Source organism: Salmonella sp. 2020_1459, from assembly GCF_043847915.1.
GTDB lineage: Bacteria > Pseudomonadota > Gammaproteobacteria > Enterobacterales > Enterobacteriaceae > Salmonella > Salmonella enterica.
In genome coordinates, this window is sequence record NZ_JBCMFA010000003.1 from 318,475 (window position 1) to 344,597 (window position 26,123).

General features: G+C 51.5%; 26 protein-coding genes and 1 tRNA gene. 6 read left to right on the forward strand and 21 right to left on the reverse strand.

The annotated features are described in order from the left end of the window. Positions 1 to 3 precede the first annotated feature (3 nt). Entirely contained in the window at positions 4 to 1,266 is a 1,263-nt protein-coding gene (gene lysA / locus ACH0VJ_RS09970; RefSeq protein ID WP_000056599.1) for a diaminopimelate decarboxylase, read from the reverse strand. A 117-nt stretch (positions 1,267 to 1,383) separates the two neighbouring features. On the opposite strand from lysA, the gene ACH0VJ_RS09975 reads away from it, so the two are divergent. Further along, positions 1,384 to 2,319 (forward strand): LysR family transcriptional regulator, encoded by a 936-nt coding sequence (locus ACH0VJ_RS09975; RefSeq protein ID WP_000741798.1) that lies wholly within the window; start codon positions 1,384 to 1,386, stop codon positions 2,317 to 2,319. Here ACH0VJ_RS09975 and ACH0VJ_RS09980 read toward each other — a convergent pair. From ACH0VJ_RS09980 to ACH0VJ_RS10005, 6 genes are all read right to left on the reverse strand, one after another. Next, on the reverse strand, positions 2,291 to 2,998 hold the full coding sequence (locus tag ACH0VJ_RS09980) for an aspartate/glutamate racemase (protein ID WP_000848631.1): 708 nt from the start codon (positions 2,996 to 2,998) through the stop codon (positions 2,291 to 2,293). The genes ACH0VJ_RS09975 and ACH0VJ_RS09980 overlap by 29 nt on opposite strands. Positions 2,999 to 3,110: 112 nt before the next feature. After that, positions 3,111 to 4,529 carry an arabinose-proton symporter AraE gene (gene araE, locus ACH0VJ_RS09985; RefSeq protein ID WP_000253650.1) on the reverse strand — a complete coding sequence of 473 codons (1,419 nt, stop codon included), beginning with the start codon at positions 4,527 to 4,529 and terminating at the stop codon, positions 3,111 to 3,113. Between the two features lie 352 nt (positions 4,530 to 4,881). Beyond that, positions 4,882 to 5,643 carry a 2-dehydro-3-deoxy-D-gluconate 5-dehydrogenase KduD gene (kduD, locus tag ACH0VJ_RS09990; RefSeq protein WP_000602479.1) on the reverse strand — a complete coding sequence of 254 codons (762 nt, stop codon included), beginning with the start codon at positions 5,641 to 5,643 and terminating at the stop codon, positions 4,882 to 4,884. 56 nt (positions 5,644 to 5,699) lie between these two features. Continuing rightward, positions 5,700 to 6,536 carry a 5-dehydro-4-deoxy-D-glucuronate isomerase gene (gene kduI, locus ACH0VJ_RS09995; RefSeq protein ID WP_000383274.1) on the reverse strand — a complete coding sequence of 279 codons (837 nt, stop codon included), beginning with the start codon at positions 6,534 to 6,536 and terminating at the stop codon, positions 5,700 to 5,702. A 430-nt stretch (positions 6,537 to 6,966) separates the two neighbouring features. Then, the gene (locus tag ACH0VJ_RS10000) at positions 6,967 to 8,145 is read right to left on the reverse strand and encodes an acetyl-CoA C-acetyltransferase (protein WP_000665980.1); all 1,179 of its coding nucleotides are present in this window, start codon (positions 8,143 to 8,145) and stop codon (positions 6,967 to 6,969) included. A gap of 122 nt (positions 8,146 to 8,267) precedes the next feature. Then, the gene (locus ACH0VJ_RS10005; protein WP_001270769.1) at positions 8,268 to 9,131 is read right to left on the reverse strand and encodes a LysR family transcriptional regulator; all 864 of its coding nucleotides are present in this window, start codon (positions 9,129 to 9,131) and stop codon (positions 8,268 to 8,270) included. A 103-nt stretch (positions 9,132 to 9,234) separates the two neighbouring features. Between ACH0VJ_RS10005 and ACH0VJ_RS10010 the strand changes: the two genes are divergently transcribed. Continuing rightward, positions 9,235 to 9,690 (forward strand): multidrug/biocide efflux PACE transporter, encoded by a 456-nt coding sequence (locus tag ACH0VJ_RS10010; protein ID WP_001519547.1) that lies wholly within the window; start codon positions 9,235 to 9,237, stop codon positions 9,688 to 9,690. Between the two features lie 141 nt (positions 9,691 to 9,831). After that, positions 9,832 to 11,061 (forward strand): amino acid permease, encoded by a 1,230-nt coding sequence (locus tag ACH0VJ_RS10015; protein WP_000036837.1) that lies wholly within the window; start codon positions 9,832 to 9,834, stop codon positions 11,059 to 11,061. Positions 11,062 to 11,091: 30 nt separating this feature from the next. On the opposite strand, the gene rcnR is transcribed toward ACH0VJ_RS10015, so the two are convergent. After that, positions 11,092 to 11,364: a Ni(II)/Co(II)-binding transcriptional repressor RcnR gene (gene rcnR, locus ACH0VJ_RS10020; RefSeq protein WP_000019953.1), complete on the reverse strand. Its 273-nt coding sequence runs from the start codon at positions 11,362 to 11,364 to the stop codon at positions 11,092 to 11,094. 122 nt (positions 11,365 to 11,486) lie between these two features. Between rcnR and ACH0VJ_RS10025 the strand changes: the two genes are divergently transcribed. Then, a complete protein-coding gene (locus ACH0VJ_RS10025) occupies positions 11,487 to 12,329 on the forward strand; it encodes a nickel/cobalt efflux protein RcnA (RefSeq protein WP_000503690.1) in 843 nt (280 codons plus the stop codon). A gap of 209 nt (positions 12,330 to 12,538) precedes the next feature. Here ACH0VJ_RS10025 and ACH0VJ_RS10030 read toward each other — a convergent pair whose 3' ends face one another. The 10 genes from ACH0VJ_RS10030 to vapB form a co-directional block, all read right to left on the reverse strand. Further along, complete coding sequence (locus ACH0VJ_RS10030) at positions 12,539 to 13,297, reverse strand: transcriptional regulator (protein WP_000134800.1); 759 nt, start codon at positions 13,295 to 13,297, stop codon at positions 12,539 to 12,541. Next, entirely contained in the window at positions 13,284 to 13,790 is a 507-nt protein-coding gene (locus tag ACH0VJ_RS10035; RefSeq protein WP_000093326.1) for a CaiF/GrlA family transcriptional regulator, read from the reverse strand. The genes ACH0VJ_RS10030 and ACH0VJ_RS10035 overlap by 14 nt, the downstream gene beginning before the upstream one ends. Before the next feature lie 108 nt (positions 13,791 to 13,898). Further along, on the reverse strand, positions 13,899 to 14,981 hold the full coding sequence (locus ACH0VJ_RS10040) for a fimbrial protein (protein ID WP_000147769.1): 1,083 nt from the start codon (positions 14,979 to 14,981) through the stop codon (positions 13,899 to 13,901). Further along, positions 14,978 to 15,721: a fimbrial biogenesis chaperone StdC gene (gene stdC, locus ACH0VJ_RS10045; protein WP_000798502.1), complete on the reverse strand. Its 744-nt coding sequence runs from the start codon at positions 15,719 to 15,721 to the stop codon at positions 14,978 to 14,980. Before stdC ends, ACH0VJ_RS10040 begins: the two co-directional genes overlap by 4 nt. Positions 15,722 to 15,761: 40 nt before the next feature. Then, positions 15,762 to 18,251 (reverse strand): fimbrial outer membrane usher protein StdB, encoded by a 2,490-nt coding sequence (stdB, locus tag ACH0VJ_RS10050; RefSeq protein WP_000705485.1) that lies wholly within the window; start codon positions 18,249 to 18,251, stop codon positions 15,762 to 15,764. A 119-nt stretch (positions 18,252 to 18,370) separates the two neighbouring features. Then, positions 18,371 to 18,952: a fimbrial protein gene (locus ACH0VJ_RS10055; RefSeq protein WP_001244644.1), complete on the reverse strand. Its 582-nt coding sequence runs from the start codon at positions 18,950 to 18,952 to the stop codon at positions 18,371 to 18,373. Positions 18,953 to 19,669: 717 nt separating this feature from the next. Beyond that, the gene (locus ACH0VJ_RS10060; protein ID WP_000835265.1) at positions 19,670 to 20,302 is read right to left on the reverse strand and encodes a YfdX family protein; all 633 of its coding nucleotides are present in this window, start codon (positions 20,300 to 20,302) and stop codon (positions 19,670 to 19,672) included. Positions 20,303 to 20,348: 46 nt separating this feature from the next. After that, positions 20,349 to 20,885 (reverse strand): STM3031 family outer membrane protein, encoded by a 537-nt coding sequence (locus ACH0VJ_RS10065; RefSeq protein ID WP_001038507.1) that lies wholly within the window; start codon positions 20,883 to 20,885, stop codon positions 20,349 to 20,351. A gap of 809 nt (positions 20,886 to 21,694) precedes the next feature. Then, positions 21,695 to 22,093, reverse strand: a complete 399-nt coding sequence (gene vapC / locus ACH0VJ_RS10070; protein WP_000911337.1) for a tRNA(fMet)-specific endonuclease VapC — start codon at positions 22,091 to 22,093, stop codon at positions 21,695 to 21,697. Further along, positions 22,093 to 22,320 carry a toxin-antitoxin system antitoxin VapB gene (gene vapB, locus ACH0VJ_RS10075; protein ID WP_000557545.1) on the reverse strand — a complete coding sequence of 76 codons (228 nt, stop codon included), beginning with the start codon at positions 22,318 to 22,320 and terminating at the stop codon, positions 22,093 to 22,095. Before vapB ends, vapC begins: the two co-directional genes overlap by 1 nt. 176 nt (positions 22,321 to 22,496) lie before the next feature. Between vapB and ACH0VJ_RS10080 the strand changes: the two genes are divergently transcribed. Continuing rightward, complete coding sequence (locus tag ACH0VJ_RS10080; RefSeq protein ID WP_024133381.1) at positions 22,497 to 22,709, forward strand: hypothetical protein; 213 nt, start codon at positions 22,497 to 22,499, stop codon at positions 22,707 to 22,709. A gap of 92 nt (positions 22,710 to 22,801) precedes the next feature. On the opposite strand, the gene ACH0VJ_RS10085 is transcribed toward ACH0VJ_RS10080, so the two are convergent. Together ACH0VJ_RS10085 and actS are read right to left on the reverse strand one after the other, a co-directional pair. Continuing rightward, positions 22,802 to 22,875, reverse strand: a tRNA-Gly gene (locus ACH0VJ_RS10085). A 79-nt stretch (positions 22,876 to 22,954) separates the two neighbouring features. Continuing rightward, a complete protein-coding gene (gene actS / locus ACH0VJ_RS10090; RefSeq protein WP_000244328.1) occupies positions 22,955 to 23,713 on the reverse strand; it encodes an amidase activator ActS in 759 nt (252 codons plus the stop codon). A gap of 264 nt (positions 23,714 to 23,977) precedes the next feature. Between actS and idi the strand changes: the two genes are divergently transcribed. Beyond that, a complete protein-coding gene (gene idi / locus ACH0VJ_RS10095; RefSeq protein ID WP_000133995.1) occupies positions 23,978 to 24,523 on the forward strand; it encodes an isopentenyl-diphosphate Delta-isomerase in 546 nt (181 codons plus the stop codon). A 75-nt stretch (positions 24,524 to 24,598) separates the two neighbouring features. On the opposite strand, the gene lysS is transcribed toward idi, so the two are convergent. Then, the gene (lysS, locus tag ACH0VJ_RS10100) at positions 24,599 to 26,116 is read right to left on the reverse strand and encodes a lysine--tRNA ligase (RefSeq protein WP_000003339.1); all 1,518 of its coding nucleotides are present in this window, start codon (positions 26,114 to 26,116) and stop codon (positions 24,599 to 24,601) included. Positions 26,117 to 26,123 lie beyond the last annotated feature (7 nt).

Sequence of the window (26,123 nt, forward strand, 5' to 3'; positions counted from 1 at the left end):
GCTTCAGAGCATCTCCAGCGCTAACAGCTCTTCAATGGTTTGACGACGGCGGATCAGCCGCGCCTGTCCATTGTCAAACAGCACTTCCGGCAGGAGCGGGCGGCTGTTGTAATTCGATGACATAGACGCGCCGTACGCGCCGGTATCGTGCAATACGAGGTAATCGCCGGGGATGACCGCAGGTAAGGCGCGTGTTTCAACCATTCCCCCTTCCTGCTGCGTAAAAACATCGCCTGATTCGCATAGCGGCCCGGCGACCACCGTCTCGACCCACGGGCCATTTTCAAGCGCGCGACCATCCGCCGCCAGCGCCGAAATACGGTGATAGCTACCGTACATCGCCGGGCGCATCAGATCGTTAAAACCCGCATCTACCAGCACGAAATGGCGGCTTCCCATCTGTTTTACGCTACGCACCTGCGTTACCAGCACGCCCGATTGCGCCACCAGAAAACGTCCGGGTTCGATCTCAAGTTTGACCGCATGTCCCAGATGGCGGGCGATTTGCTCGCGCGCCGCGTTCCACAGGCCATAGTAATGGCGCGTATCAACGGGCTCTTCTCCCTCACGATAAGGTATCGAGAGTCCGCCGCCTGCCGAAATCGCCTCCACATCCTGACCACATTCCAGCACCTGGCGTACCATCGCGCCGCAAACCTGCTCCAGATGGCCATAATCGACGCCGGAACCAATGTGCATATGGATACCGACAAGTTTCAGTCGGTATTTCTGCATTACCGCCAGCGCCGCCGGAAGATCGCTATGCCAGATGCCGTGTTTGCTGTTTTCGCCCCCGGTGTTGGTTTTCTGGCTGTGGCCGTGACCAAAGCCAGGATTCACGCGCAACCAGACGCGATGCCCAGGCGAAACCTGACCAAGCTGCGTCAGCATATCTACCGAGCCGGCATTGACCGGAATATGCAGTTCACTGACGCGCGCCAGCGTGGCGGCGTCAATCACATCGGCGGTAAAAACGATATCATCAGGGCACGTTTGCGGATCGTAGCCCGCCGCCAGCGCACGTTCGATCTCCCCCAATGAAACAGAATCCACCTTGACACCCTGCGCGCGCATTAAGCGCAGGATATGAATGTTCGAACAGGCTTTTTGCGCAAAACGCACAACGTCAAACTGCTGCAGGGCGGCTATCTGACGGCGAATAATGTGCGCGTCATAGACCCAGACCGGACAGCCGAATTCAGCAGGCAATCTGAGCAAATTTTCAGCGTTAAGGTCGGTTTCAGCGTAATAATGCGGCAATGACATAACAAACTCCGGAACAGGCTTTTTAACGATTACGCCATACCTTAGAAAGAATAAAAAATATCGTTTTATTGTCAGTCTATGCAAAAATGATATGGGATAAATGATTCAGGGAAACGTATGGCTGCCGTTAATTTACGTCACATTGAAATTTTTCATGCCGTAATGACCGCCGGAAATCTCACCGAAGCGGCGCGGCTGCTGCATACCTCGCAGCCTACCGTCAGTCGCGAGCTGGCGCGTTTTGAGAAAGTGCTGGGATTAACGCTGTTTGAGCGCACACGCGGGCGCTTACATCCGACGGTGCAAGGGCTACGCCTGTTCGAAGAGGTACAACGCTCCTGGTATGGGTTGGATCGCATCGTCAGCGCGGCGGAAAGTCTGCGCGAGTTCCGTCAGGGCGAACTCTCTATCGCCTGCCTGCCGGTGTTTTCACAATCCTTTTTGCCGCCGTTACTACCGCCTTTTCTGGCGCGTTATCCGGATGTCAGCCTGAATATTGTGCCGCAGGAGTCGCCGTTGCTGGAAGAGTGGCTCTCCGCCCAGCGCCACGACTTAGGGCTGACGGAGACGCTTCATGCCCCGGCAGGAACAACCCGTACCGAGTTACTAACGCTAAATGAAGTGTGCGTACTGCCCTGCGACCATCCGCTTGCCGCCAAAACGGTACTGACGCCAGACGATTTTCAGGGGGAAAACTTTATCAGCCTCTCCCGCCTGGACAGCTATCGACAGTTGTTGGATACGTTATTTGCCGAACATCAGGTGAAGCGCAGAATGGTGGTGGAAACGCATAGCGCGGCCTCCGTCTGCGCGATGGTGCGCGCCGGGGCGGGCGTTTCGATAGTTAACCCGCTAACCGCGCTGGACTATGCCGCCAGCGGCGTCACCGTTCGCCGCTTCAGCATTGACGTGCCCTTTACCGTCAGCCTGATTCGCCCGCTACACCGCCCCGCCTCCGCGCTGGTTGACGCCTTCAGTAAGCATTTACAAACGCACCTTTCGCGCCTGGTCGAACCGCTGGAGGTTATTCTGGGGCCGATGACGAAAGCATAAAGCTCACGGCATCTGCGGCATGAATTGCCGTGGTATCGAAAACCGGTAGCGCGCTTTGCGTCTGGGAAACAAGCAAACCTATTTCAGTGCAGCCAAAAATAACGCCCTGCGCGCCTTGCGCAGCCAGTTGTTCGATAACCTGTAAATAATAGTGGCGCGACGCGTCAGTGAATGTCCCCTGACAGAGCTCGTCAAAAATGACCTGATTGATACGCGCCCGATCGTCCGCCTCCGGCACGATGGTCTCAATCGCAAATTGCTGTTCCAGCCGCCCGCGATAAAAATCCTGTTCCATCGTATAGCGAGTCCCTAATAGCGCCACGCGATGCAACCCCTGACGGGCGATAGCTCGCCCGGTAGCATCCGCGATGTGTAGGAAAGGCAGAGAACAACGAGATTCAATAATGTGCGCGATTTTATGCATGGTGTTGGTACACAGCACAATGCCTTCTGCGCCCGCCTGCTGTAACCCCTGCGCGGCCTGCGCCAGGATATCGCCCGCTTTATCCCACTCGCCGCGGCGTTGACATACTTCAATATCGTGGAAATCTACGCTATGCAGCAGTAAGCTCGCCGAGTGCAGGCCTCCCAGCTGCTGTTTAATGCCTTCATTGATTAAACGGTAATAAGGGATAGTCGATTCCCAGCTCATCCCCCCCAACAGCCCGATCGTTTTCACTGCGCTCTCCTTTTTTTAAAGCATTATGGCAGTGAAGCAAACTTACACATCCGTTTCCAGTCTATTTTTCATCATGCCGGATAACAGGCGTCATCCGGCATGGGAGGGGGGATTACACGCCAATATTTCTTAGCTTCTCGCCCGCCATCAGCTTGCGTTCGATGTGCTCCAGGGTGACATTTTTGGTTTCCGGAATCAGCCAGAAAGTGATGCCGATAAAAGCGATATTCAGCGCGGTGTAGAGCCAGAATGTACCTGCCGCGCCAATGCTGTCCAACAGTGTCAGGAATGTCGCGCCGATGATCATGTTCGATACCCAGTTTGTCGTGGTTGAACAGGTAATGCCAAAATCACGGCATTTCAGCGGCTGGATTTCCGAACACAGTATCCACACCACCGGAGCGGCGCTCATCGCGTAACCGGCGATACACATCATCGTCATCCCAACGGAAAGCCAGGAGAGACCGCTTGATGCCGTACCGTTATCAAACTGCATCAGGCAGTAGCCCAACACCAATGTCCCTAACGCCATTACGCTGAAACCGATTTTTAACGCCGGTTTACGCCCGGCCTTATCGACCGTAAAGACGGCGATAAACGTCGCGAACATAAAGGTCAGTCCGACCACCAGCGTAGCGATCATTTGCTGTTCCGTGGTGGTAAAGCCGGCCATTTTAAAAATGCGCGGCGCATAGTACATAATGATGTTCATGCCGGTGAACTGCTGCATTGCCTGTAGCAGCATACCGAGGAATACGGCGCGGCGAACATTGCGGTTAGCTTTAAATAATGCCCACCCGCCCTGCTTGAGTTTGAGGCTTTCCCGAATCTCATTCAGTTCATCACGGGCTTTTTCCGAGGTATCGCGCAGCATACGCAGCACCTCTTCCGCTTCAATATGGCGACCTTTTTGCGCCAGCCAACGCGGACTATTCGGCAGGAATACCACGAGAATAATGAGCAACACCGCAGGCAGCGCCAGCACGCCCAACATCGCGCGCCAGTTGCCGCTGTAGCTGAATGCCGTATCGGATAAAAAAGCCAGCACAATGCCTAACGTCACCATCAGTTGATACATACTGATCATTTTGCCGCGAACATTTTCACTTGCCATTTCAGAGAGATAAAGCGGCGCGGTATAGGAGGCAATCCCTACTGCTACGCCCAGTATCACGCGGGCGCCAATCAATACTTCCACGCTGGAAGCAAACGCCGACCCCAGCGAGCCGAGCACGAACAAAATCGCGCCAGCCATCAGGCTATACTTACGCCCCAGCCGGAATGAAAGCCAGCCGTTAAATAATGCGCCAATTGCCGCGCCAAGCATCATACTGCTGACGACCCATTCCTGCAGCCGGCTGGTCAGCACGAAATGGTCGGTAATAAAAGGCAGCGCCCCGGCGATAACGCCGATATCCAGACCAAATAACAGTCCCGCTACCGCTGCAGAAACCGAAACAAACATATTCATACGTCGTGTGTCGCGAAGCGAACGCGGCGTTAAAGCAGAGTCATGATTAATAGAGACCATATTTTCCTGCCACAACAGAGTAAGACATAGCCTGAAAGTACGGGATACTCTTCCTCAAGTGTCAGGCTGGAAACGGCATAAATATGGATTAAATGGCTACGCTATAGCGATATGTGATGGATATTACACTTTTTAAATTTAACGCCGTTGCCGGGTATTTTTTCAAACCACCAATATTTCAATAAGTTAAAGCATTGATCATAGCTATTATTTAACAATATATGGATTAAGTTAAACCCACAATATGGACTATGCTAATGAGATCATAAAAAAACCCTGTACCAGGACAGGGCTTTATCAGTTTTTCGGCCAAAGCGTCGATTTTCCCAGAAACGCATTTGTCAGTAGCGGATTAACGCGCCAGCCAACCGCCATCTACCGCTATGGTATAGCCGTTAATATAATCAGCAGCGCTGGATGCCAGGAAGACTACCGGCCCCATTAAATCGCCCGGTAGTCCCCAACGTCCAGCCGGAATACGGTCGAGAATTTCGGCGCTACGTTGTGCATCAGCGCGCAATTGCTGGGTATTATTCGTGGACATATAGCCCGGCGCGATGGCGTTCACATTGATATTGTGTTTCGCCCACTCGTTCGCCATCAGACGCGTTATTCCCATTACGCCGCTTTTCGACGCGGTATAAGACGGAACGCGAATGCCGCCCTGGAAGGAGAGCATAGACGCGATATTAATAATTTTGCCGCCGTTGCCCTGGGCAATAAAAAGTTTTGCCGCCGCCTGAGACATAAAGAACACGCTCTTGATGTTCAGGTTCATGACGTCATCCCAGTCTTTTTCCGTGAAATCAATCGCATCTTCACGACGGATCAAACCCGCGTTATTCACCAGAATATCAATATGACCGTATTCCGCCACCGCCCGTTCCAGTAGCGCCGGAATGCTATCGATTTGACGCAGATCGGCTGTCAGGCTTAAAAAACGACGTCCCAGAGCGGTGACGCGCGCAATAGTGTCCGTCGGTTCAACAATGTTAATACCGACAATGTCACAGCCCGCTTCCGCCAGCCCTAACGCCATCCCCTGCCCCAATCCGGTATCGCACCCCGTCACAACCGCGACTTTACCTTCAAGAGAAAATGCATTCAAAATCATTGTTAATCCTTATTTTTGTCATGCCTGTCACGCACAGGCGTTATCACCGGTCGCGACTAGCGCAGATCTTGTACCGCAACGTGATCCATGTCATCGAAGACCTGATTTTCTCCCACCATGCCCCAAATAAACGTATAGGCTTTGGTGCCAACGCCGGAATGTATTGACCAGCTTGGGGAAATAACCGCCTGTTCATTACGCATCACAATATGACGGGTTTCCTGAGGCTGCCCCATCATATGGAAAACGCAACTGTCCTCTTCCATATTGAAATAGAGGTACACTTCCATACGGCGCTCATGGGTATGGCATGGCATGGTGTTCCATAGATTGCCGGGCGCCAGTTCGGTGAGTCCCATGCTGAGCTGACAGGTTTCCAGTACATCCGGTACGAAGTATTTATTGATGGTGCGACGGTTACTGGTGAGGTTATCGCCTAAGGTGACGGGCGCAACGTCGGCAGGCGACACTTTTTTCGTCGGATAAGCGGTATGCGCTGGCGCGCAGTTGTAATAAAACTTCGCCGGTCTGCTCGCCTCATTGCTGACGAAGACCAGCTCTTTCGCCCCTTTACCAATATACAGAGCATCACGATGACCAATATCATGGCGCTGCCCGTCAACGATAATGGCGCCCGCGCCGCCAATATTAATGACGCCCAGCTCGCGGCGGTCCAGTAACCGGGAAACGCCAAGCTGTTTACCCACCTCTCCGCCGATTTCAACAGAATGGCTGACGGGCATAATGCCGCCGACAATAATACGGTCGATATGGCTGTAGACCATCGTATATTCATCAGCGACAAAAATATTTTCTATTAAAAACTCGCGTCGCAGCGCCTGGGTGTCCAGCGTTTTAGCGTGCTCGCTATGGATGCTTTGCCTTACGTCCACTTTTCCCTCCAATGATAAATCGATCGCAATGGCATAAAATTCAAAACACTGTTTTGATTTATTTAACGGCATCATAGTCGCCTGGATAAAGGTTTTCAACAATAAATAAAACAACGTTTCATTTATATGGTTGGTTATTTTTAAAACTGCTGTAGCGATCACGAACGGCGCTAAAACTTACGCACATGTCTGATTTTCAGACATGTGCGCCAGATGCTGTATGCGGTTACCCAGATAAAAATTGGAGCTTGTTTTGGAACGGGGTCTGATGTGCGAATTGAATTAAAAGCGGTATGCGTCTGCAATGCCCGACGCGGCAAGACGTTCTGCGCTATAACGAAAAAGGGGGTTCTGTCACTGGCTTTGCCCTCGTGATAGAGGGCTTTTTACAACGGAATACTGAAGCAGGAAAAGGATGGCTGGCGCAGGATCAGTCGCGTTCAATGGTTAAAGCAACGCCCTGGCCGCCACCGATACACAGCGTCGCCAGACCTTTTCGCGCGTCGCGTTTAACCATTTCGTGCACCAGTGAAACCAGAATTCGACAACCGGAAGCGCCAATGGGATGCCCCAGCGCAATCGCGCCGCCATTAACGTTTACCCGTCGCTCATCCCATTCCAGCATTTTTCCTACCGACAACGCCTGGGCGGCAAACGCTTCGTTGGCTTCGATAAGGTCGACCTCCGTCAGTTGCCAGCCGGCACGCTCCAGACAGCGCCGGGTAGCATATACCGGCGCAATCCCCATTAGCGCAGGATCGACGCCGACGCTGGCAAACGCGCGGATGCGCGCCAGCACCGGCAGCCCCAGCGCCTGGGCTTTCGCCTCGCTCATCATCATCACCGCGGCGGCGCCATCGTTGATTGAGGAGGCATTACCCGCCGTCACCGAACCTAAACTATCAAACGCCGGATGCAGCAGGGCTAACCCCTCCGCACTGGCGTCGGCCCGCGGTTGTTCATCCGTATCGACAATTGCGGTCTGCCCATTACGTTGCGTGACGATGGGGACAATCTCATCTTTAAAACGCCCGGTATCAATCGCGGCCCTGGCTTTTTGCTGCGAACTGAGCGCATAAGCATCCTGTAACTCGCGGCTGATGCCATATTCCCGCGCCAGGTTTTCTGCCGTCACGCCAATGTGATAATCGTTGAAGGCATCCCATAAGCCATCATGTACCAGACTATCCACCAGATTGTCGGCATCAGGCAACGCGCCGGTACGGCTGTCATTGAGGACATGCGGCGCACGGCTCATATTCTCCTGCCCGCCCGCAATAACAATGTCCGCTTCGCCGCACTGAATAGCCTGCGTCGCCAGGTGCAACGCTTTTAAACCGGAACCACAAACGTCATTAATAGTAATGGCGGAAACGGTAGTCGGCAGCCCTCCTTTGATGGCTGACTGGCGCGCCGGATTCTGCCCGGCGCCAGCCGTCAGCACCTGACCGAGGATGACCTCATCGATAGCGTTAGCGTCCACGCCGGTGCGCTCAATTAACGCTTTTACGACCATGCTCCCCAGCTCGACGGCGGAATGACGGGCCAGCGTTCCCTGAAAACAGCCGATGGGTGTCCGTAAAGCCCCCACTATCACAACCTCTTTCATTACCACCTCAGCGCAAAATGACACCGCCATAGTAGAGCATTGTTAAAATTAGTTATCTTGATTGTTTAAAAAAAGTGAGTTTTATCACAAAGGAAATGACGCTGATTTGACGGTGGTACAGCTTATTTCTGCTGCAAATGGTAGCGAAGCCAGTTCCCCGCCGTTCCGGGCGGCGTTTTCTTGTTCCACAGCAAATCAATAGCAATCGCCCTCGGCCAGCCAGGAACATCCAGCTGCGCCAGCGGTTTTTCCGCCGCAAACTCTTCCACCAGCGCGCAGGGCAATACGCACCAGCCAAATCCCTGAACCGCCATGCTCAACAGTAATAAATAGTTTGGCGCTGACCAGGCCGGGCCGCGCGTAATGTTGGCGTTAGAGTCAAGGTAGGTATTCAGACGCAGCTCGCGCCAGGTATGCAGTTGTTCCCATTGCAGGTTCGTCTGCGACGCCAACGGATGCGTGGTCGCCACATAAACTCCCATCCAGCTTTGAACAGGCAGACGCGTCGCGCCAATGTCTGTGGGATAGTCATCACGCGCTTCAATCAGGCCTATCTGGGCGCGCCCTTTTTGCAGCAGGTCGATGACATCATCATTTTCTCCGATCAAGCATTCAAACTCGGTATGCGGAAATTGACGATCAAACTGCGCCATTAACTCTTCCAGGCTGTCAGGGTGCAGGGTATCAGAGAGGACGAACGTGAGTCTTGCCTCCGTCTCGCCGGATAACGTCAGCGCCACCTCATCCAGACGGTCGCTCGCCGATAAAATAGCCTGAACATAGCTAAGCACCCGTTTTCCTTCTTCGGTCAGAACGGGCTGGCGCGAAGATCGATCAAATAATGAAAATCCCAGATCCGCCTCCAGATGCGCAATGGCGGTACTAATGGTGGACTGGCTTTTACGCAGGCGGCGCGCCGCCGCAGAAAATGAACCGCAAGAAACGGTCTCAACAAATGCCATTAACGCTTCAGGTGAGTAACGCATAACCTATCTACTTTATCGATGGATGTTATCTTTTAGGTATCACATTAAACGATAAAATAGCGGAAATTTCTTTAGCTTGATTAAGAGTAAGGTTTTTTCGTTTATGCAACATGACGCCATACAACGTCGCTCGCTGCCGGAGCGTATTTTCCATGCTGTCTGTTTTGAAGGTATTGCGACTGCGATACTGGCGCCAACGACCGCCTGGCTAATGCAGCGCTCGGTGCTGGAGATGGGCGGCCTGACGATATTGCTGGCAACGACGGCCATGATCTGGAATATCATTTATAACGCTCTGTTTGATCGACTGTGGCCCGCGCATCAGGTGAGACGAACCGCCAAAGTGCGCGCACTCCATGCGTTAGGATTTGAAAGTGGGTTTATTGTCATTGGCGTGAGTATTGTCGCCTGGGTACTGAATGTCAGCCTGCTACAAGCATTCACCCTGGAAATTGGTTTCTTCCTGTTCTTTTTGCCGTACACGATGCTGTACAACTGGGCGTACGATGTTTTACGCCAACGAATAGTGACCCGCCGCCAACAGCGCGTTAGTGCATGATATTGCTCTTTTTTGCCGGGATCGCAACGCTCCCGGCCCTCCTCCTCCACGACATCCATCTGCTTAAAACGCCCCCAACTGACGCTATTTATGGTAAATTGCGCTTCTTTTTGTGTGTTTTATAGTTGATAAATTCAAATAATGTCTAAAATTTGGTCAAAAGATGAGACTCTCTGGAGTTTTGCATTATACGGAACGGCTGTAGGCGCAGGCACTCTTTTCCTTCCCATCCAGTTGGGATCGGCAGGCGCAATCGTGCTATTTATTACCGCGCTGGTCGCCTGGCCTCTGACATACTGGCCGCATAAAGCGCTGTGTCAGTTTATTCTTTCCTCAAAGACTTCTGCAGGTGAGGGAATTACTGGCGCCGTTACCCATTATTACGGCAAGAAAATCGGCAGTATTATTACTACGCTTTATTTCATTGCGTTTTTTGTCGTGGTATTAATTTATGCTGTGGCGATTACCAATTCCCTGACAGAGCAATTAGCGAAGCATATTCAGATAGATATTCGCATCCGGATGGCAGTTAGCTTCGGCGTAGTACTTATCCTGAATATGATTTTCTTAATGGGAAGACATGCCACTCTTCGCGTAATGGGCTTTTTAGTCTTTCCACTTATCGCTTACTTCTTGTTCCTTTCGCTCTACTTAACCGGAAGCTGGCAACCCTCGTTACTGACCGGGCAGATGTCTTTGGATAGTCACACGTTGCACCAGGTATGGATTTCTATTCCGGTGATGGTTTTTGCTTTTAGCCATACGCCCATTATTTCGACGTTTGCCATCGACAGACGGGAAAATTTTGGCGATCAGGCCATGGATAAATGCAAAAAGATCATGAAGGTCGCCTATCTGATTATCTGCCTGAGCGTGCTGTTCTTTGTCTTTAGCTGCCTGCTCTCCATTCCGCCGTCATACATTGAAGACGCGCGCAACGAAGGCGTTACCATCCTTTCCGCGCTCTCGATGATGCCCAATGCGCCGGCCTGGCTCTCTATTTCCGGTATTATCGTTGCCGTCGTGGCCATGTCGAAATCTTTCCTCGGCACCTATTTCGGCGTCATTGAGGGCGCAACCGAAATGGTAAGAACCACTCTACAGCAGGTTGGCGTGAAAAAAAGCCGGGCGTTCAATCGCGCACTATCTATCATGCTGGTTTCCGGGATTACGTTTATTATTTGCTGTATTAACCCGAATGCCATCTCTATGATTTATGCCATTAGCGGCCCGCTCATTGCGATGATTCTGTTTATTATGCCCACGTTGTCAACGTACCTGATACCGGCATTGAAACCCTACCGTTCAGTAGGTAATTTCATTACGTTGGTCGTCGGTTTACTTTGCGTATCGGTGATGTTTTTCGGCTAAAGTAAAAGATAGCCGGGATATAACTCCCGGCTATTTTATATAAGAATCCAGCACCTTTAATATTACGTCCAGATCTTCTTCACGTCTGGCTTCATCACTCTGATGAACGATATGCTCGGTCAGATGCCCTTTAATCACCTCGCGCATTAAGCCATTTACCGCGCCGCGAATCGCCGCGATCTGTTGTAACACGGCCGCGCATTCATGCGGTTCATCCAGCATTTTTTTTAGCGCTATCACCTGCCCCTGAATCTTGCTGGTTCTGGCTTTAAGCTTTTGTTTGTCCCGGATGGTATGTGACATTACAACACCTCACTAACATTAACGAATACAAATTATAGCATTACGATGCTACTGGGGGGTAGTATTCCATACTGGGGGGGAGTAGAATGACGCCCCACATAAAACAACTAAGAATCATTCTCATGGGTGAATTTTCGACACTTCTTCAGCAAGGAAACGGCTGGTTCTTCATTCCCAGCGCCATTTTATTAGGTATTTTGCACGGGCTTGAACCAGGGCACTCCAAAACTATGATGGCGGCTTTTATCATTGCCATTAAAGGTACGGTTAAACAGGCTGTCATGCTCGGTCTGGCAGCAACGCTTTCTCATACCGCGATCGTCTGGTTAATCGCTCTGGGTGGGATGTATCTTAGCCGGGCATTCACCGCACAATCAGTGGAACCATGGCTGCAGTTAATTTCTGCGATCATTATTCTGAGCACCGCGTGCTGGATGTTCTGGCGGACATGGCGAGGCGAGCAGCAGTGGCTGGCGGGAAACCATCATCACGACCACGACCACGACCACGACCACGACCACGACCACGACCACGACCACGACCATCATGGTCACATACATCCGGAAGGCGCAACGTCAAAAGCGTATCAGGATGCCCATGAACGCGCCCATGCTGCCGATATTCAACGCCGTTTTGATGGTCAAACAGTGACTAATGGACAGATTCTGCTGTTCGGCCTGACCGGAGGGCTTATCCCCTGTCCGGCTGCGATCACCGTTTTACTGATTTGTATCCAGCTTAAAGCGTTTACGCTGGGCGCCACGATGGTGCTGAGCTTTAGTCTTGGCCTGGCATTAACACTGGTGACGGTAGGCGTTGGCGCGGCGATAAGCGTTCAACAGGCAGCAAAGCGCTGGAGTGGTTTTTCGACGCTTGCCCGGCGGGCGCCCTATTTTTCGAGCATTCTGATTGGTCTGGTCGGCGTGTATATGGGAATTCATGGCTATACCGGGATCATGCAGTAAATATGTAACGCTTCTGCTCAGGCCGTATCATTCACTTCGGGTTTCATTCCAGAAGCGTTTTTACTTATCAAACGGTATGAAAGGCCATACATTCAGCATCCCGCCTGAATTCTGTATTTTACTCCACTACATCACAGGCAAAACATACCCCACCGCCACCGGGTTTAGCCGGCGTGTCAGTGTTTCTGGATAGGGTCGCCGGAGGCGGGTTATTGCGGAGCGATAAACGGAGTTCGCTGCAGTGATTTACAAAACCGGGTACCAAACAGCAGTTCCCGTAATCGGTTCCGCATTCCCAGCTTCACCAGTAACCGGTATTTGTCCTGCCAGATTTGCTTCTCCTGTGTATTCAGCCTTCCACACAACGCTGACAACCTTCCTCGTCCACGGTAAACTTCCTGAAGCAAGCGTAACTGGGCCAGGCTCACTCCGCATGCCAGTATCTCCCGGTGCATCAACTGATCCATATAGTTCATCAACCGCTTCGGATTGTTAAATATCGGTGGCACTTCCAGAAAGCCCGTCACCGGATCCGGAGATAACAAAAAGGCGTCCAGCGCTCCTGTCCTGCGCAGGCGTGCGCCCCCGGCCCACTGTTCATCCCGCCGCCACCGAATAAGTATCTCCGCCAGTTCCTGCTCCAGCAGCGCCGGGATGCCGCCGTATACCTTCAGTACCACCCGGTCGCTGAAAAACAGCTCATCGCTGATAATCATAACCGGGTAGTCCGGCAGTATCTGTCTCAGGGAATAGAACAAAAAGAGATGTTCACGGGGACGCAGACACAATATCAGTATGGCCTCCGGTTTCCGACGTAATTGCTGCAACAGAACAGGCAGACTGTATGCGGTTTCACAGTTGCAGCCCGGCAGAAATCTCCGGACCAGGTGTGCCACGGCGATCGTCACCGGCCAGCAGTCACCGTAAACGATAATCTGCCGGGCCGGCATCCGGTTATGTTCCGTCATCCTCATCCTCCTTCTTTTTCAGGATTTTCCCCGCATTTCTGTTACTGCACAGCCGGTTCCACAGTTCATTTGCCATCGACCTGTCACCATTACCGACCCGGCGTTTTGATACCAGCGGCGGTCCGGCTTTTTCACGGCGCGTGGACGGGGTGGGACTGTCAAGAACCCGGATAACATAAATCTCATAGCGTCGTGCTTTATTAGGCAGGGTCTGGTGACGGCAGATGCTGACCACCCGCGATGTTTTGCTTCGCAGATAGGCAATCAGGTAGCTGGCCCGTCTGGCCGTGATGTGAAACGCCTCTGCTATCTGGTTACGCTGAACCCAGTTCTGCTGCAACAGGCACCAGTGTGCCACGATGATATACAGGGGCTCGCCGGCATACTGGCGGACACTTGCCGGAATAAAACAGGCATCATGGTTGGTCTGTCCGGGATAATGAATATCGTTACCTGAAAAAACTATCTTCTCTTTTGATTTATCAGAAGACATGCAGACTCTCCGTTTTTTAGTGAAAAAGACCGAGAAGAAAAAAAATAATCATAAAGATAAATTTATATCTATTTTTAATTAACTATCAGGAAATGGTATTTAATTCTGCTAATTGTAAGTAACAATCACTGTCATTGCGGCTGAAAAAGCACCTGTTTTAATTACCTCACCGGGTATAGCTTCGACCTTTGCTTTATACTGTTTTATAATTTTGCCACTGGCACCGTTATCAAGATGGATAGGTCCCATATCTGCTTTCACATTAAATTTAACTGGTGTGTTATTATCCACATCCATTACCGACAGTCTGAAACCATTGTATTCTTGTTTATCATTCTTAAGAAGCACGGCGCTGTCAGCATCTGCCAGTGTCAGACCGTTGGTCCTGAACTCTATAGCCAGCGGGGCGTCGAACGGGATCTGCGTTCCGACATTCTGTTGTGCTGTAACGGTGAAAGGTACTTCCCTGGGCACCAGGGTTTCCTTATATTCCGTATAAAAACGCCCCATATTGATGGTATTAGAAGGAGAGATAATAACCTTGCCTGAGTTGTCAGGAATAAACCTGAGATTAAACGCAGAAACAGTTAAAGGTCTGAATGGAACAGTCGGTGGTTCAACAGACAGTCCGGGTTGTGACGGGCTATAGGGATATATATTAATTTTACTTCCCGGAATGTTTATGTCCAAAAAACTATTATTGAAAACCTGTTCGACAAAAATATGTACTGTAATCGTTCCGCTCCGGTTATATGTTTTTTGCGCTTCCATACGTTGCCCGAATGCTTTTGAACTGGACCAGCCTGAAAACCCTGCCTGTATATCCCTCCACGTAAATGTCACGGGAGTCAAGCTCCCTTCCTGAACAACGATATCCATTCCAAGACCGCGATCTTTTAGCGCAGTGGCTACCTGTCTCATATCGGAAAGCGAAACTGCTGTAGAGTAAACAAGTGAATTAAAACTGCTCCATGTTGTAGTACAGGTATAACTTATGGGAACAGTAATCTTCTGCAGTTCCTGCCCTTGTAAATATTGTCCTCCCTTCAGGCTGATATTCTGAATATTTACATTTCCATTGGCATCACATTTTGACCAGTCATAGTTTGCCCTCGCAGAATCACAGACAGCAAAGAAAAGAAACACACCTGACAGTATCAGTGATTTCATATTGAATAATCGTCCTGTCATGATGTCGCCCCTGCGTCCTTAAACGCGCAGTTCAGGGCATCGCAGGCGTAGCGGTTCATCTGCAGTCCACCGTAATCATCAATATACCCCACCCACAGCGTCCGGGTTTCTGCCGGCAGAACAGCCTTTAAAGGCAGGCTCCCCAGGGGCGGCACCATCACGCCCTCGCGGAAACCGCTGAGCCTGTGGCTACGGTCTGCTCCCAGCCACGCCACAGTGATGTAGTACGGCGTCGGGTTTCTGAGGGTCAGGTGTCCCGCATTCCGCTCAGCGGTCAGCTTTCTTTCCGGCTGGTCATTGCTGCTTCTGATAATGGCTTTCGGACGGTAAAACAGTTTCAGCTGGCTCTGCATGGCCAGCTGCAGGACGTTGTCGTCTTCCGGCTTCGGGGGAACGCCCCGCACGTTAAACCAGAACAGCGTTTCCCTGTCCTGAGGGAGCTTATCTGTCAGCCCGCGAACCTGGGTAATGCGGACCTGGGATTTCTGTCCGGCATCAATACGCTGCAGCGGCGGCAGCGCCATCAGCGCATCGGTTCTCACCCCGTCAGCGTCCGTCACCCAGGACTGCGCCAGGAACGGCGTGGTTTTGTCATCGTTATTCAGCGTGATGGCCACCGTTTTCTGCGGCGCATCCATGATAATACGGGTCCGGTCAACATTGACGGCCGCCGGGCTGTACTGGCTCCATGCTGCCGCCAGTGCGAGTAAAATCACACGGCTTCTTCTGCTGTTTTTCACCTGTTTTCTCCTTTAGACCTGCTCTGTGACAGGGATATTTTTATCTGCAGGGCAGTAACAGCGGCCCCCGGCTGAGTGTCACCGTTTCCGGCAGGGTGAGTCTGCACTGCACCCGGCCATCCCAGGACACATTCAGGGTCCGGCGGTCTTCCCCGCTGAGACCTGTCAGGTAGGCCAGACCGCCATCTCCGACCATCCCCGCGGTTCTGCCGGTTTTCCCGGACACCACCAGGGCGCCAAACGGTGGACTGGCGCCATCAGCCAGCCGGATATGACCGAGCACCTGCTCCCCCTGGCTGGCGTCAATCTTCCGGTAGCCCACCGCGCCCTCCGTCAGTACCTGACTGATGACGGAGCTGCTGACGTCCACGTCCTCCGGCAGGGCGGCCACATCAACCGAAATATCGCTGCGGCGATAGCTGCTGCCGGCGCTCACCACGCCCACCCCGAAGCGGTTGGTCACCCCGCTGTTGCCGTTCACCGGCACACCGGCCACGTCTCCGGTATCTATCATCATGCGGGGCTCATTCCCGGCCATCGACTGGCTGAAAGCGGCACCGTGGGCGGTGGCAGTCACCGAGCCGTACCAGCTCAGGCCCAGGCTGCGGTACTGTCCGGGCTGCAGGGTGGCGTCCGCTGCCGCCTGGCCCCACGGCAGACGGCTCTGCACGCTGCCGCTGAAGCTGCTGTTGCTGCCGGTGTCATAACGGTTATGACCGGCGCTGATGTTCCATGTAGTGTCCGGGTTATGGAAATCGCTGTAATTCACGGTCTGCTGCAGGCCGCCCCGGTTATCTTTCTGTACGCTGTAACTCACCTGGCGACTGTCTCCCCACGGGATACTGATGGTGGCGTAGACCTGGTTCTGGCTACCCCCGCCGGTGTACTGGTTACGGGCAAACGACACCGAGGCCGAGAGTCCCTGAAGGTCGCCGAGACTGAACACCTTGTTGAGGCTGAGCATGTAGTTATTGTTGGACTGTGCGTTCCAGTAATTGAGCCGGCTTACCGAGAGGGCCGCGCTCATGTTGAGTACCGGAACGGACTGGCTATAAGTCACGGTGTAGCTCTGTTTTTCATGCCATGCATCGCCGCCGTCAGTGGTCCGACGCTGCAGGTACTCCGGCATGGACAGAAAATGGCGGTCCGAGAAGCGGTATCCGACGAACGCCAGGGTACTGCCGGTTTTATCAAACGTTTTGGCATAGTTGATACGGTAGCTGTAACCGGACTGCTTCTGCCCATGCGGCAACCGCGCATCTGAGCGGGTGACGTCCGCAGACAGAGCGCCCAACAGCCCCATATTCTGGCCGATCCCGAGCGCCGCGGACTGGTAGTCGCCGGTGGAGGCAATGAGGCCGCCATACAGCGACGTGTTGTTAAATGCTCCCCAGGTGGCCTCCCCGAGCAGAAAGTCAGGGCTGACCGTGCTGTTGTTATGCGTCCCGCCGTACAGCGGACGTCCGGCGGCCACCTTATAGCGAACCTGTCCCTGGCGTGCCATAAAGGGGACGCTGGCCGTGTTGACCTGCCAGGTCCGGACGCTACCGTCGCTTTCCCGGACGCTGACATCCAGGTTGCCGCTGATATTCTGGCTCAGGTCGGGAAGCTCAAAAGGCCCCGGCGACACCCGAGTCTGGTACAGAATGCGACCATTCTGGCTGACGGTGACCTGTGCATTACTGTTCGCAATGCCGCTAATTTTCGGGGCATACCCCTGAAGAGAGGGCGGCAGCATGCGCTCATCGCTGGCCAAAGTGAGCCCGGCAAAGCGGAAGGAGTCAAAAATAGCGGAGCTGAGGTACGTCTGTCCGAGCGTCAGTTTTGAGCGCAGTGCTGGCAAGGCACGGAACAGATACGTCTGCGGCAGATAAAAATCGGACTGTGATGCGCCCTGCCCACTGTCAAAACGGCTGTACTGGTAATCGCTCCGCAATCGCCAGGCGCCGAGATTAAACCCGGCGGTGCCGTAGAGGCTGTAGCTGGTAGAGGTTTCCCCCTGCTGCGGCATATAGCGGTTGACCATCAGGCTGTAATCAAGCAGGCCGGCGGTGACGCCGTCGCTCCAGCGTGAAGGGGGCACCCAGTCCGGGTCCTGATAACGCATCCAGGCCTGGGGAATAATGAAGGTCAGACGCTGATTTTCAGCGCTGTACCGTACCTGACTGTCAGCGGAGCGCAGCTCAAGGCATTGCCCGTCCGGGATACCGGTAACGGGTTTCAGGCCATGAATAATCTTATCCTTAAGACCCAGCATGGCCACCATGTCTGTTGTCACACAGATGACGGCCGCGTCGAGTCCGGCAACCGGTACAACCCTGACCGGATACTGTTCCCGTACCGGCTGGTCATTGAGCCAGATATCGAGAATATAGTTACCGGGCGCCACATACCCCTCGCGGCTGAAGGCCGTGAGGTCCACGTTAGACAGGTTCCCGCTGTCCAGCAGGCTGGCATTGAACTCCGTGGCCTGCGACTTCAGGACGGAAAATGTCAGGGTAATCAGAATGGCAAGCCGGGTAATTTTCATGGCATGGCGCTTTCGTGTTGTCGTCCGTGTAACAGACAGCCCGCAGGCACAGTCAGATATAAAAGCCGTCCGATCCCCTCCGTGGACGGCTTCTCCCTGTCGTTATTTACCGCGTGAAATCACAGGTATTTCAGGGTGTAGGTGACGGATGCGTTGAAGTCACCGGGAGTGACGCCATTATCCAGTGCTATTAGTCGGGCAAAGAAGTTGAGTTCGTTGTTTCCGGCCTGCAGTTGCTGAGCGTCGCCATCCGGCATCGGGGTGTTGGGATCGATAATTGTGGCGTTGTCACTCTTCAGTAGCTGGACACCAACATGCTGTGCGATACCGCTGGTGGTGTAAGCCTTTTTGCTGGTATTCGCTGCGCCAGAGAAAGATACGGTTACTTTGGACATTTTCCCTGCGGAGCCAGCTGTGTCCGGGGTATTCGGATCGAAAGCACAGTTCTGTAGATGAATGGTGAACGGTTTTGATTCCGTAGTTGCGTCGGCGGTATTCAGTTTACGGTAAGAAATCTGTCCAAACGGAACGGTGATCGCATCGTCGCCCGGTGCGATATCACAGGGTGAGTTGGTGATGGTACCAGTGAAAAGAATTTTACCTGAGCCGAACGGGCCTGCTGTGGGTGGATCGACTGCATATACAGAAGCGCCATACATCATACCGGCAGCCGCCATGGCAAGTATTATTTTATTACGCATAGATAATATGTCCTTTGGGTGAATGAGAATTATTTTGCAAAGGCTGAAAACAACTCTGAGGGTATTAATGAAAGCGTTCAGAAAAGATTCGTATGAATAATAAACGCCTGGTGTTAAACGAAGCACCTGAACTTTCCATCGAAAAATATTGATTTCAGCTAATGCCTAATCAGTTGTAAGAAAATTCTTATTCAAATTAAAACAATAAAAATAGATCGATACGATCGATGATTATGATCGTAATTTAAGAATAATCATCAAAGAAATACTTTTTAATGTAATTATAAGCGGGTGAATACCTAACAGACAGATATTCGCAGCGGACATGAAATATTTTGTAATATGTTATCGGGAATGTATGTTTTGCTTTTCCATTACACTGGATATTTACAAAACATAATACTAATCATATATAACAATGAAATTACTGGTAGCATAAAAACTAGATATAACGCAAGTAAAAGGCATTTAATTCCAAAACATTAACTTAATAAATCATTATGAACCATCATAAGTGGAAGGAATAAAAAATAATAAATGAAATGATATTCTTCTGTATTTGTGATGGGCATCACAATAGATATAAATGCAGGTACCCTGACATTTCTGAACTTCGCGGATGAAATTTAAAAACAATGCCGACAGCAAAGAACAAACTGGTAATAGCTGTCAGACATAATGCTGCCTGCTGTAATGTATACAGCAGGCTGGGGGATATTAATGCGCGGCGTCGTGCTGCACGGAGTGCGTGGGTGATTCCTGAACTGACTGAGAGTCTACAACTATGCCATCCTGAGCTGATTTCAGTAACAGACCTGCCTGATAGTATTTTCCTTCGTTCATCAAGGAAAGCGCTGTGGTCACATCCTTACGGGTTTGCTGAAGAGGAATGAGTTCCTGATTTTCAATAACACTGACGCCTGCTAGTTTCAGGGCCTCTATAGTCCCTTTTTTATCTCCTTCTTTCATTTTCTGGTTTGCTTTATTAATAGCATCATTTTTCTGGCCCGCAGGGAGATAATCTTCTGCTACCGTAATCGATGAATTTATCCGAATATAGTGGTCTCCTTCAACTGGGGCTTTTTTATCTGATTTGACATACAGATTCCAGTCAGTGCTGTCATCGTTCAGGAGTTTTTCTGCTTGCGCAGCCAGTTGTTCCGCCTTTTGGGTCCGACCATTAAACAACTCGAATCGCGACATTCCGATATCACGCATGGCCTGCCAGGCCTGTCCGGATATCTTGTCATTATTCAGAGTAACGTTATCAGTCATGTTTGTTGCGGCCATAATATTTCCTGAAAACAGGATAACCATCAGCGCAACGCCTGGCATAATATGGCTTTTCATAATCCATCATCTCCACAAAGTAACATTTTTTATCGGATTATCCTATTCAGAACCGGTAACCCACGCCAAGATTAAAACCATTGCTATTAAGGCTTCCGCTGTTATGGGTAGCATCAAAATCCGCGCCCTCATAACCCAGAGTTATAGCGACATTACTGACCGGCGTATAAGCCACGCCAGCAGAATAACCATATCCGACCTTACTGTCAGACTCATTTATCCCGTGATCACGCTGATGCAATAATACGGGGCCCACTTGACTATACAGACTTAACTGGTTATTTATTTTCCATGAGGGGCCTGCAAGCAGGGAGTAATAACGGGTTGTTACACGACCATTACTGCTTTCATCGGAATAGCACTGGCTTCCATTTAGCCAGGCAAATGAGGTTGTCAGCCCCCAGTCCGGTGACATTTCATAGCTGTTTGCCAGCCGAACCCCACGCAACGTCCCGGCGTGATTAGTATGGGACTGGGCGTATCCAAGTGAAAATGTACTGGCATTATCGTCTGCCCATACCGGACTGGCTGCAGCAGACAGCAGAACAATACCGGTACTTCCGGCTAATAGCATTTTGTTCATCTTCTTCTCTCCGGTTATTTTACCTGATGCCTTACTGGCATGTATTAAGTTAAAATCTTTCCGTGATAACAAACTATAAATAAATCTTTTAAATTATGAGCACTGTTACGCCAGCAAATAACTTTATCTCCGGCTGTCGGGAGGCTATTCACGAAAATATATCCAGGCCAGAAACAGTATTTAATAATAAATAAACTGGAAAATAAAAACTGACAAAAATAGAAGTTCACTGATATATACCAAAAATAATTTGAGTTGCTGAAAGGCGGCAAGGGAGTGAGTCCCCGGGAGCATAGATAACGCTGTGACCGGGGAGAGCAACAAATCTGCCGGGAGCAGACTTGAACGTCGCATGCGACGGCCCGTCAGGGCGAGGCCCATGGATGGACCGAGTAATCCGTAGCTAACACATAAGCCACTTGAAGTATGAAGGGTATATAACGGGAAAGAAGGCATATCGGCCTGGTAAATCAACGTCTGTGATTTAAGTTGCAGGAAACGGCTATGGAGAGGGGGGGGGGGCGGCAGTTATCGGGCAGTAACGGCATTGTTCAGTGAGTATCCAGGAAACAAAAAAAGAAGGGAGCGGTACTCCCTTCGTAAACATGTCAGAATACGACATTTTGGTACTCTTTTATTTATTATCTGGCCGTAAAAGTTATGCTGTTGGCAGATATCTCCAGTCAACATAAAAAAATACCACCAGCTAAAAATGTGATGCAAACCACCATTAAGCAGCTAACCAAATTGACTGTGCCACTACAATCCGGAAAAGAGTTTGAATCCGGGGATAACATCTGATGCAGAAATTAGCACCAGTCTTCGATTCGGATACCCGGAATGCGTTCAAACTCGCGGAGATTGTTTGTGACGACGACCAGTCCGCGGCTACGGGCATGGCCAGCAATCATCTGGTCATAAGGCCCGACAGGTGTTCCCTTGCGGGCCAGTTCGGCACGGATTTGACCGGTATGTATCGCTGCCTGTGTATCGTAATCCAGAACCTCCAGGCGGGAGATAAATCCCTCCACGACGGCAAGATTACGCTCCGGCGCCAGGCTTTTTTCAGCACCGTAAATCAGCTCCATTAAGGTGATGGAGCTGATACACATTCGGGATGTATTGAGGTTGAAGCGTTCTCTGATGTGTTCGGGCTTATTTTTGATGGTGAAAATACAGGTATTGGTATCAAGCATGAATTTCAGCATCAGAATCCTTCCCGTTCCTGTACTGCGGGTTGTTCTCTGGTACTCATAAAATCAGTACTGGCGCCTTCGCCATCGAACCAGCTGTCCCAGGATTCTCCGACTGGAGTAATGATTCTGCTTCTACCAACCGCAATGATTTCGACATGTTTCACATCATCCGGAAAGGATATCGATTTAGGCAATCTGACTGCCTGGGTCCGGTTACTAAAAAAAAGTGTTGTGTGCATAACTGCCTCCTTTCTGGATATACAACGCGTATATCCATTATGAGTAGAGGCGATGTATATGTCAAAGAGATATACAGGAAAAAATAATCCAGTCACATGACGCGCACTCCGCAGGGCATCCTTGTCCGACTCCGGCATTTCTGAATACATCCAATGAAGGAAATACCATGCAAACAATGCATAAAAAACATATGTGCCCATGGCTTCTGCCCGGTTTGCTCGGTCTGGCTCGGTGTGCGCCAGTACCGCATACTTACGCAGCCATCATTGAGGCAGGATTTTATCCGGAAGGTACAGATCTCCAGCTTGTTCTTAAGATAATTGAGACCGCGCGACAGGAAATCCGTCTGATGGACTATTCCTTCACCTCTTGGGAGGTGGATCGTTAACCAGAATGGGGTTACATAAGCAACGGCAGACGTTCAGACAGGCAAAATTGCTGTAAATTCGTGGATTTAGTAGACATTAGAAGGTATTTGTCTGGAGCGGGCGAAGGGAATCGAACCCTCGTATAGAGCTTGGGAAGCTCTCGTTCTACCATTGAACTACGCCCGCTTTGAGATACGTAAGGCATTATAAACCTTACGCTCTGGTTGGCAAGAGACTTACTGGCTGACTGGCGATTAATTCGCCGTCAGCACTTCGGTTTACTCCCCTGCGGCGGCAGATAACGCAGCGGATCGATGGCCGTCGCCCGGTAGCGAATCTGGAAGTGTAGTCTTACGGATGCGGCATCCGTGCTGCCCATCGTAGCGATTTTTTGCCCCGCTTTAACGCTTTGTCCATTATTAACCAGCATGGTGTCATTATGAGCGTAAGCCGTAATGTAATCTTCATTGTGCTTAATCATGATGAGATTGCCGTAACCGCGCAGCTGGTTCCCGACATAGACAACTTTACCCGCTCCCGCCGCATAAACAGGCGTTCCGCGCGCGCCCGCAATATCGATCCCCTTATTTCCGCCCTCCGCGGTGGAATAAGGTAAAATCACTTTACCGTTAGCAGGCCATACCCAACAACGCTGCCCCACCGGCGGCCAGGAGGATTTTGGCACCGAAGATGACGGTCTGACCGCAGCAGTTTTTGTTGCTGTTTTATTGCTGGTTTTGCGTGTTGAACTGCTACTCTTTGCGCTGCCGCGCACTTTAATTCGCTGCCCCACCTCAATAGTATAAGGCGGAGAAATGCCATTCAGTCGGGCCAGTTCTTTCACGCTGGTTCCCGTAGCGCGCGATATACGATACAACGTATCGCCGCGCTTAACGGTATAGACGGAGCCGGAATACGTTCCTGAGCCGGAATTACTGGAACACCCCGCCAGCAGCAGCCCTGTGCATAACAGCACCGCAATACCCAGGCTATTTTTGTTCAGGCGTCCTGCGCTCAAAACCATTCCTCACTCTATTGACAGACGCCTTATGATAGCAGCCAAATGCCGTATGCCCAATCCATTGACGCCGGAAAGGGTCCGTGTGGATGATGATGCCGCGAATATCCGATATGCCAGCATAATATCGAATCACGGCACAATGGCGCTCGTCTGCGTTCTGTCAGGGCCTGTTTTGGTAATGCCTTTCTTTCTGTTATGCGCTACGCTGATCGTCTGAGTATATGGCCTGGCCATGCTGCCGGGTCATTTTAATTTTCAGGAGCTTTCATGACTGAGGAACATGTCGTTTTATTGGATGAGCAGGATAAGCCTTCCGGCACACTGGAAAAGTATGCGGCTCATACGCTTAATACGCCTTTGCATCTGGCTTTCTCCTGCTGGCTATTTAACGAAGATGGCCAGTTGCTGGTAACACGACGGTCGCTGAGCAAGAAAGCCTGGCCAGGCGTGTGGACGAATTCGGTTTGCGGTCATCCGCAACAAGGCGAAACCACCGAAGAGGCGATCATCCGCCGTTGTCGGTTCGAACTCGGCGTGGAAATTACCGATCTCACCCCCGTCTATCCGCACTTCAGCTATCGGGCGACAGATCCAAACGGTATTGTGGAAAATGAAGTCTGTCCGGTATTTGCCGCGCGGGCAACCAGTGTGTTACAGGTTAACAGCGAAGAGGTGATGGACTATCAGTGGAGCGAATTTAAAAGCGTATGGAAAAGCCTTCTCTCTACGCCGTGGGCATTTAGCCCGTGGATGGTCATGCAAGCGTCAGACGAACAAGCGCGTGAACGACTGCTCAATTACTGCCAGCGTTAAAGATTGCCTGATGGCGCTACGTCAGAACGAAGAGATGCCGGATGGCGGCTAATGCCCCATCCGGCAATTTACATCTTATTTCACCGGACGCATCGCCGGGAACAGAATAACGTCGCGAATCGTGTGGCTGTTAGTAAACAGCATCACCATACGGTCGATACCAATTCCCAGACCCGCTGTCGGCGGTAAACCGTGTTCCAGCGCCGTCACGTAGTCTTCGTCGTAGAACATGGCTTCGTCGTCGCCCGCCGCTTTTGCATTAACCTGATCCAGGAAACGCTGCGCCTGGTCTTCCGCATCGTTCAACTCGCTAAAGCCATTACCGATTTCACGACCGCCGATAAAGAACTCGAAGCGGTCAGTGATTTCCGGGTTCACATCATTACGACGCGCCAGCGGAGACACTTCAGCCGGATATTCGGTGATGAAGGTCGGCTGAATCAGATGCGCTTCAGCGACTTCGTCAAAGATCTCGGTGACGATACGGCCCAGACCCCAGCTTTTCTCGACGTGAATGCCGATGCTTTCAGCAATCGCCTTCGCGGAATCGAAGTTGTCCAGATCAGCCATATCCGTTTCCGGGCGATATTTCTTGATCGCTTCACGCATGGTCAGTTTTTCGAACGGCTTACCGAAGTCAAACACTTCATCACCGTACGGAACCTGGGTGGTGCCCAGAACATCCTGCGCCAGCGTACGGAACAGAGACTCCGTCAGCTCGATCAGGTCTTTGTAGTCCGCATACGCCATATAGAGTTCCATCATGGTGAACTCAGGATTATGGCGCACGGAGATGCCTTCGTTACGGAAGTTACGGTTAATTTCGAATACGCGTTCGAAGCCGCCAACCACCAGACGCTTGAGGTACAGTTCCGGCGCGATACGCAGGTACATGTCCAGATCCAGCGCGTTGTGATGGGTGATAAACGGACGGGCAGACGCGCCGCCTGGGATCACCTGCATCATCGGCGTTTCGACTTCCATAAAGCCGCGAGCAACCATAAACTGGCGAATACCGGCCAGGATCTTCGAACGGGTTTTGAAGGTGTTACGGGATTCATCGTTAGAGATGAGATCCAGATAACGCTGGCGATAGCGCGCTTCCTGGTCCTGCAGGCCGTGGAATTTATCCGGCAACGGACGCAGCGCTTTCGTCAGCAGGCGCAGTTCGGTGCAGTGGATAGACAGCTCGCCGGTTTTGGTTTTGAACAGCTTACCTTTCGCGCCGAGGATATCGCCAAGATCCCACTTCTTGAACTGCTCGTTGTAAACGCCTTCCGGCAGATCATCGCGCGCCACATACAGCTGAATGCGGCCGCCTACGTCTTGCAGGGTAACAAAAGAGGCTTTACCCATAATACGGCGAGTCATCATACGGCCCGCGACGGACACTTCAATATTCAGCGCTTCCAGTTCTTCAGCTTCTTTCGCGTCAAACTCTGCGTGCAGTTGGTCTGAGGTACGGTCACGACGGAAATCGTTCGGGAACGGGATACCCTGCTCACGCAGTGCAGCCAGCTTCTCGCGACGTGCCTTCATTTCATTGTTAAGATCGACTACCTCGTCAGCGCCCTGTGCGTTTTGTTCAGACATGTTGATT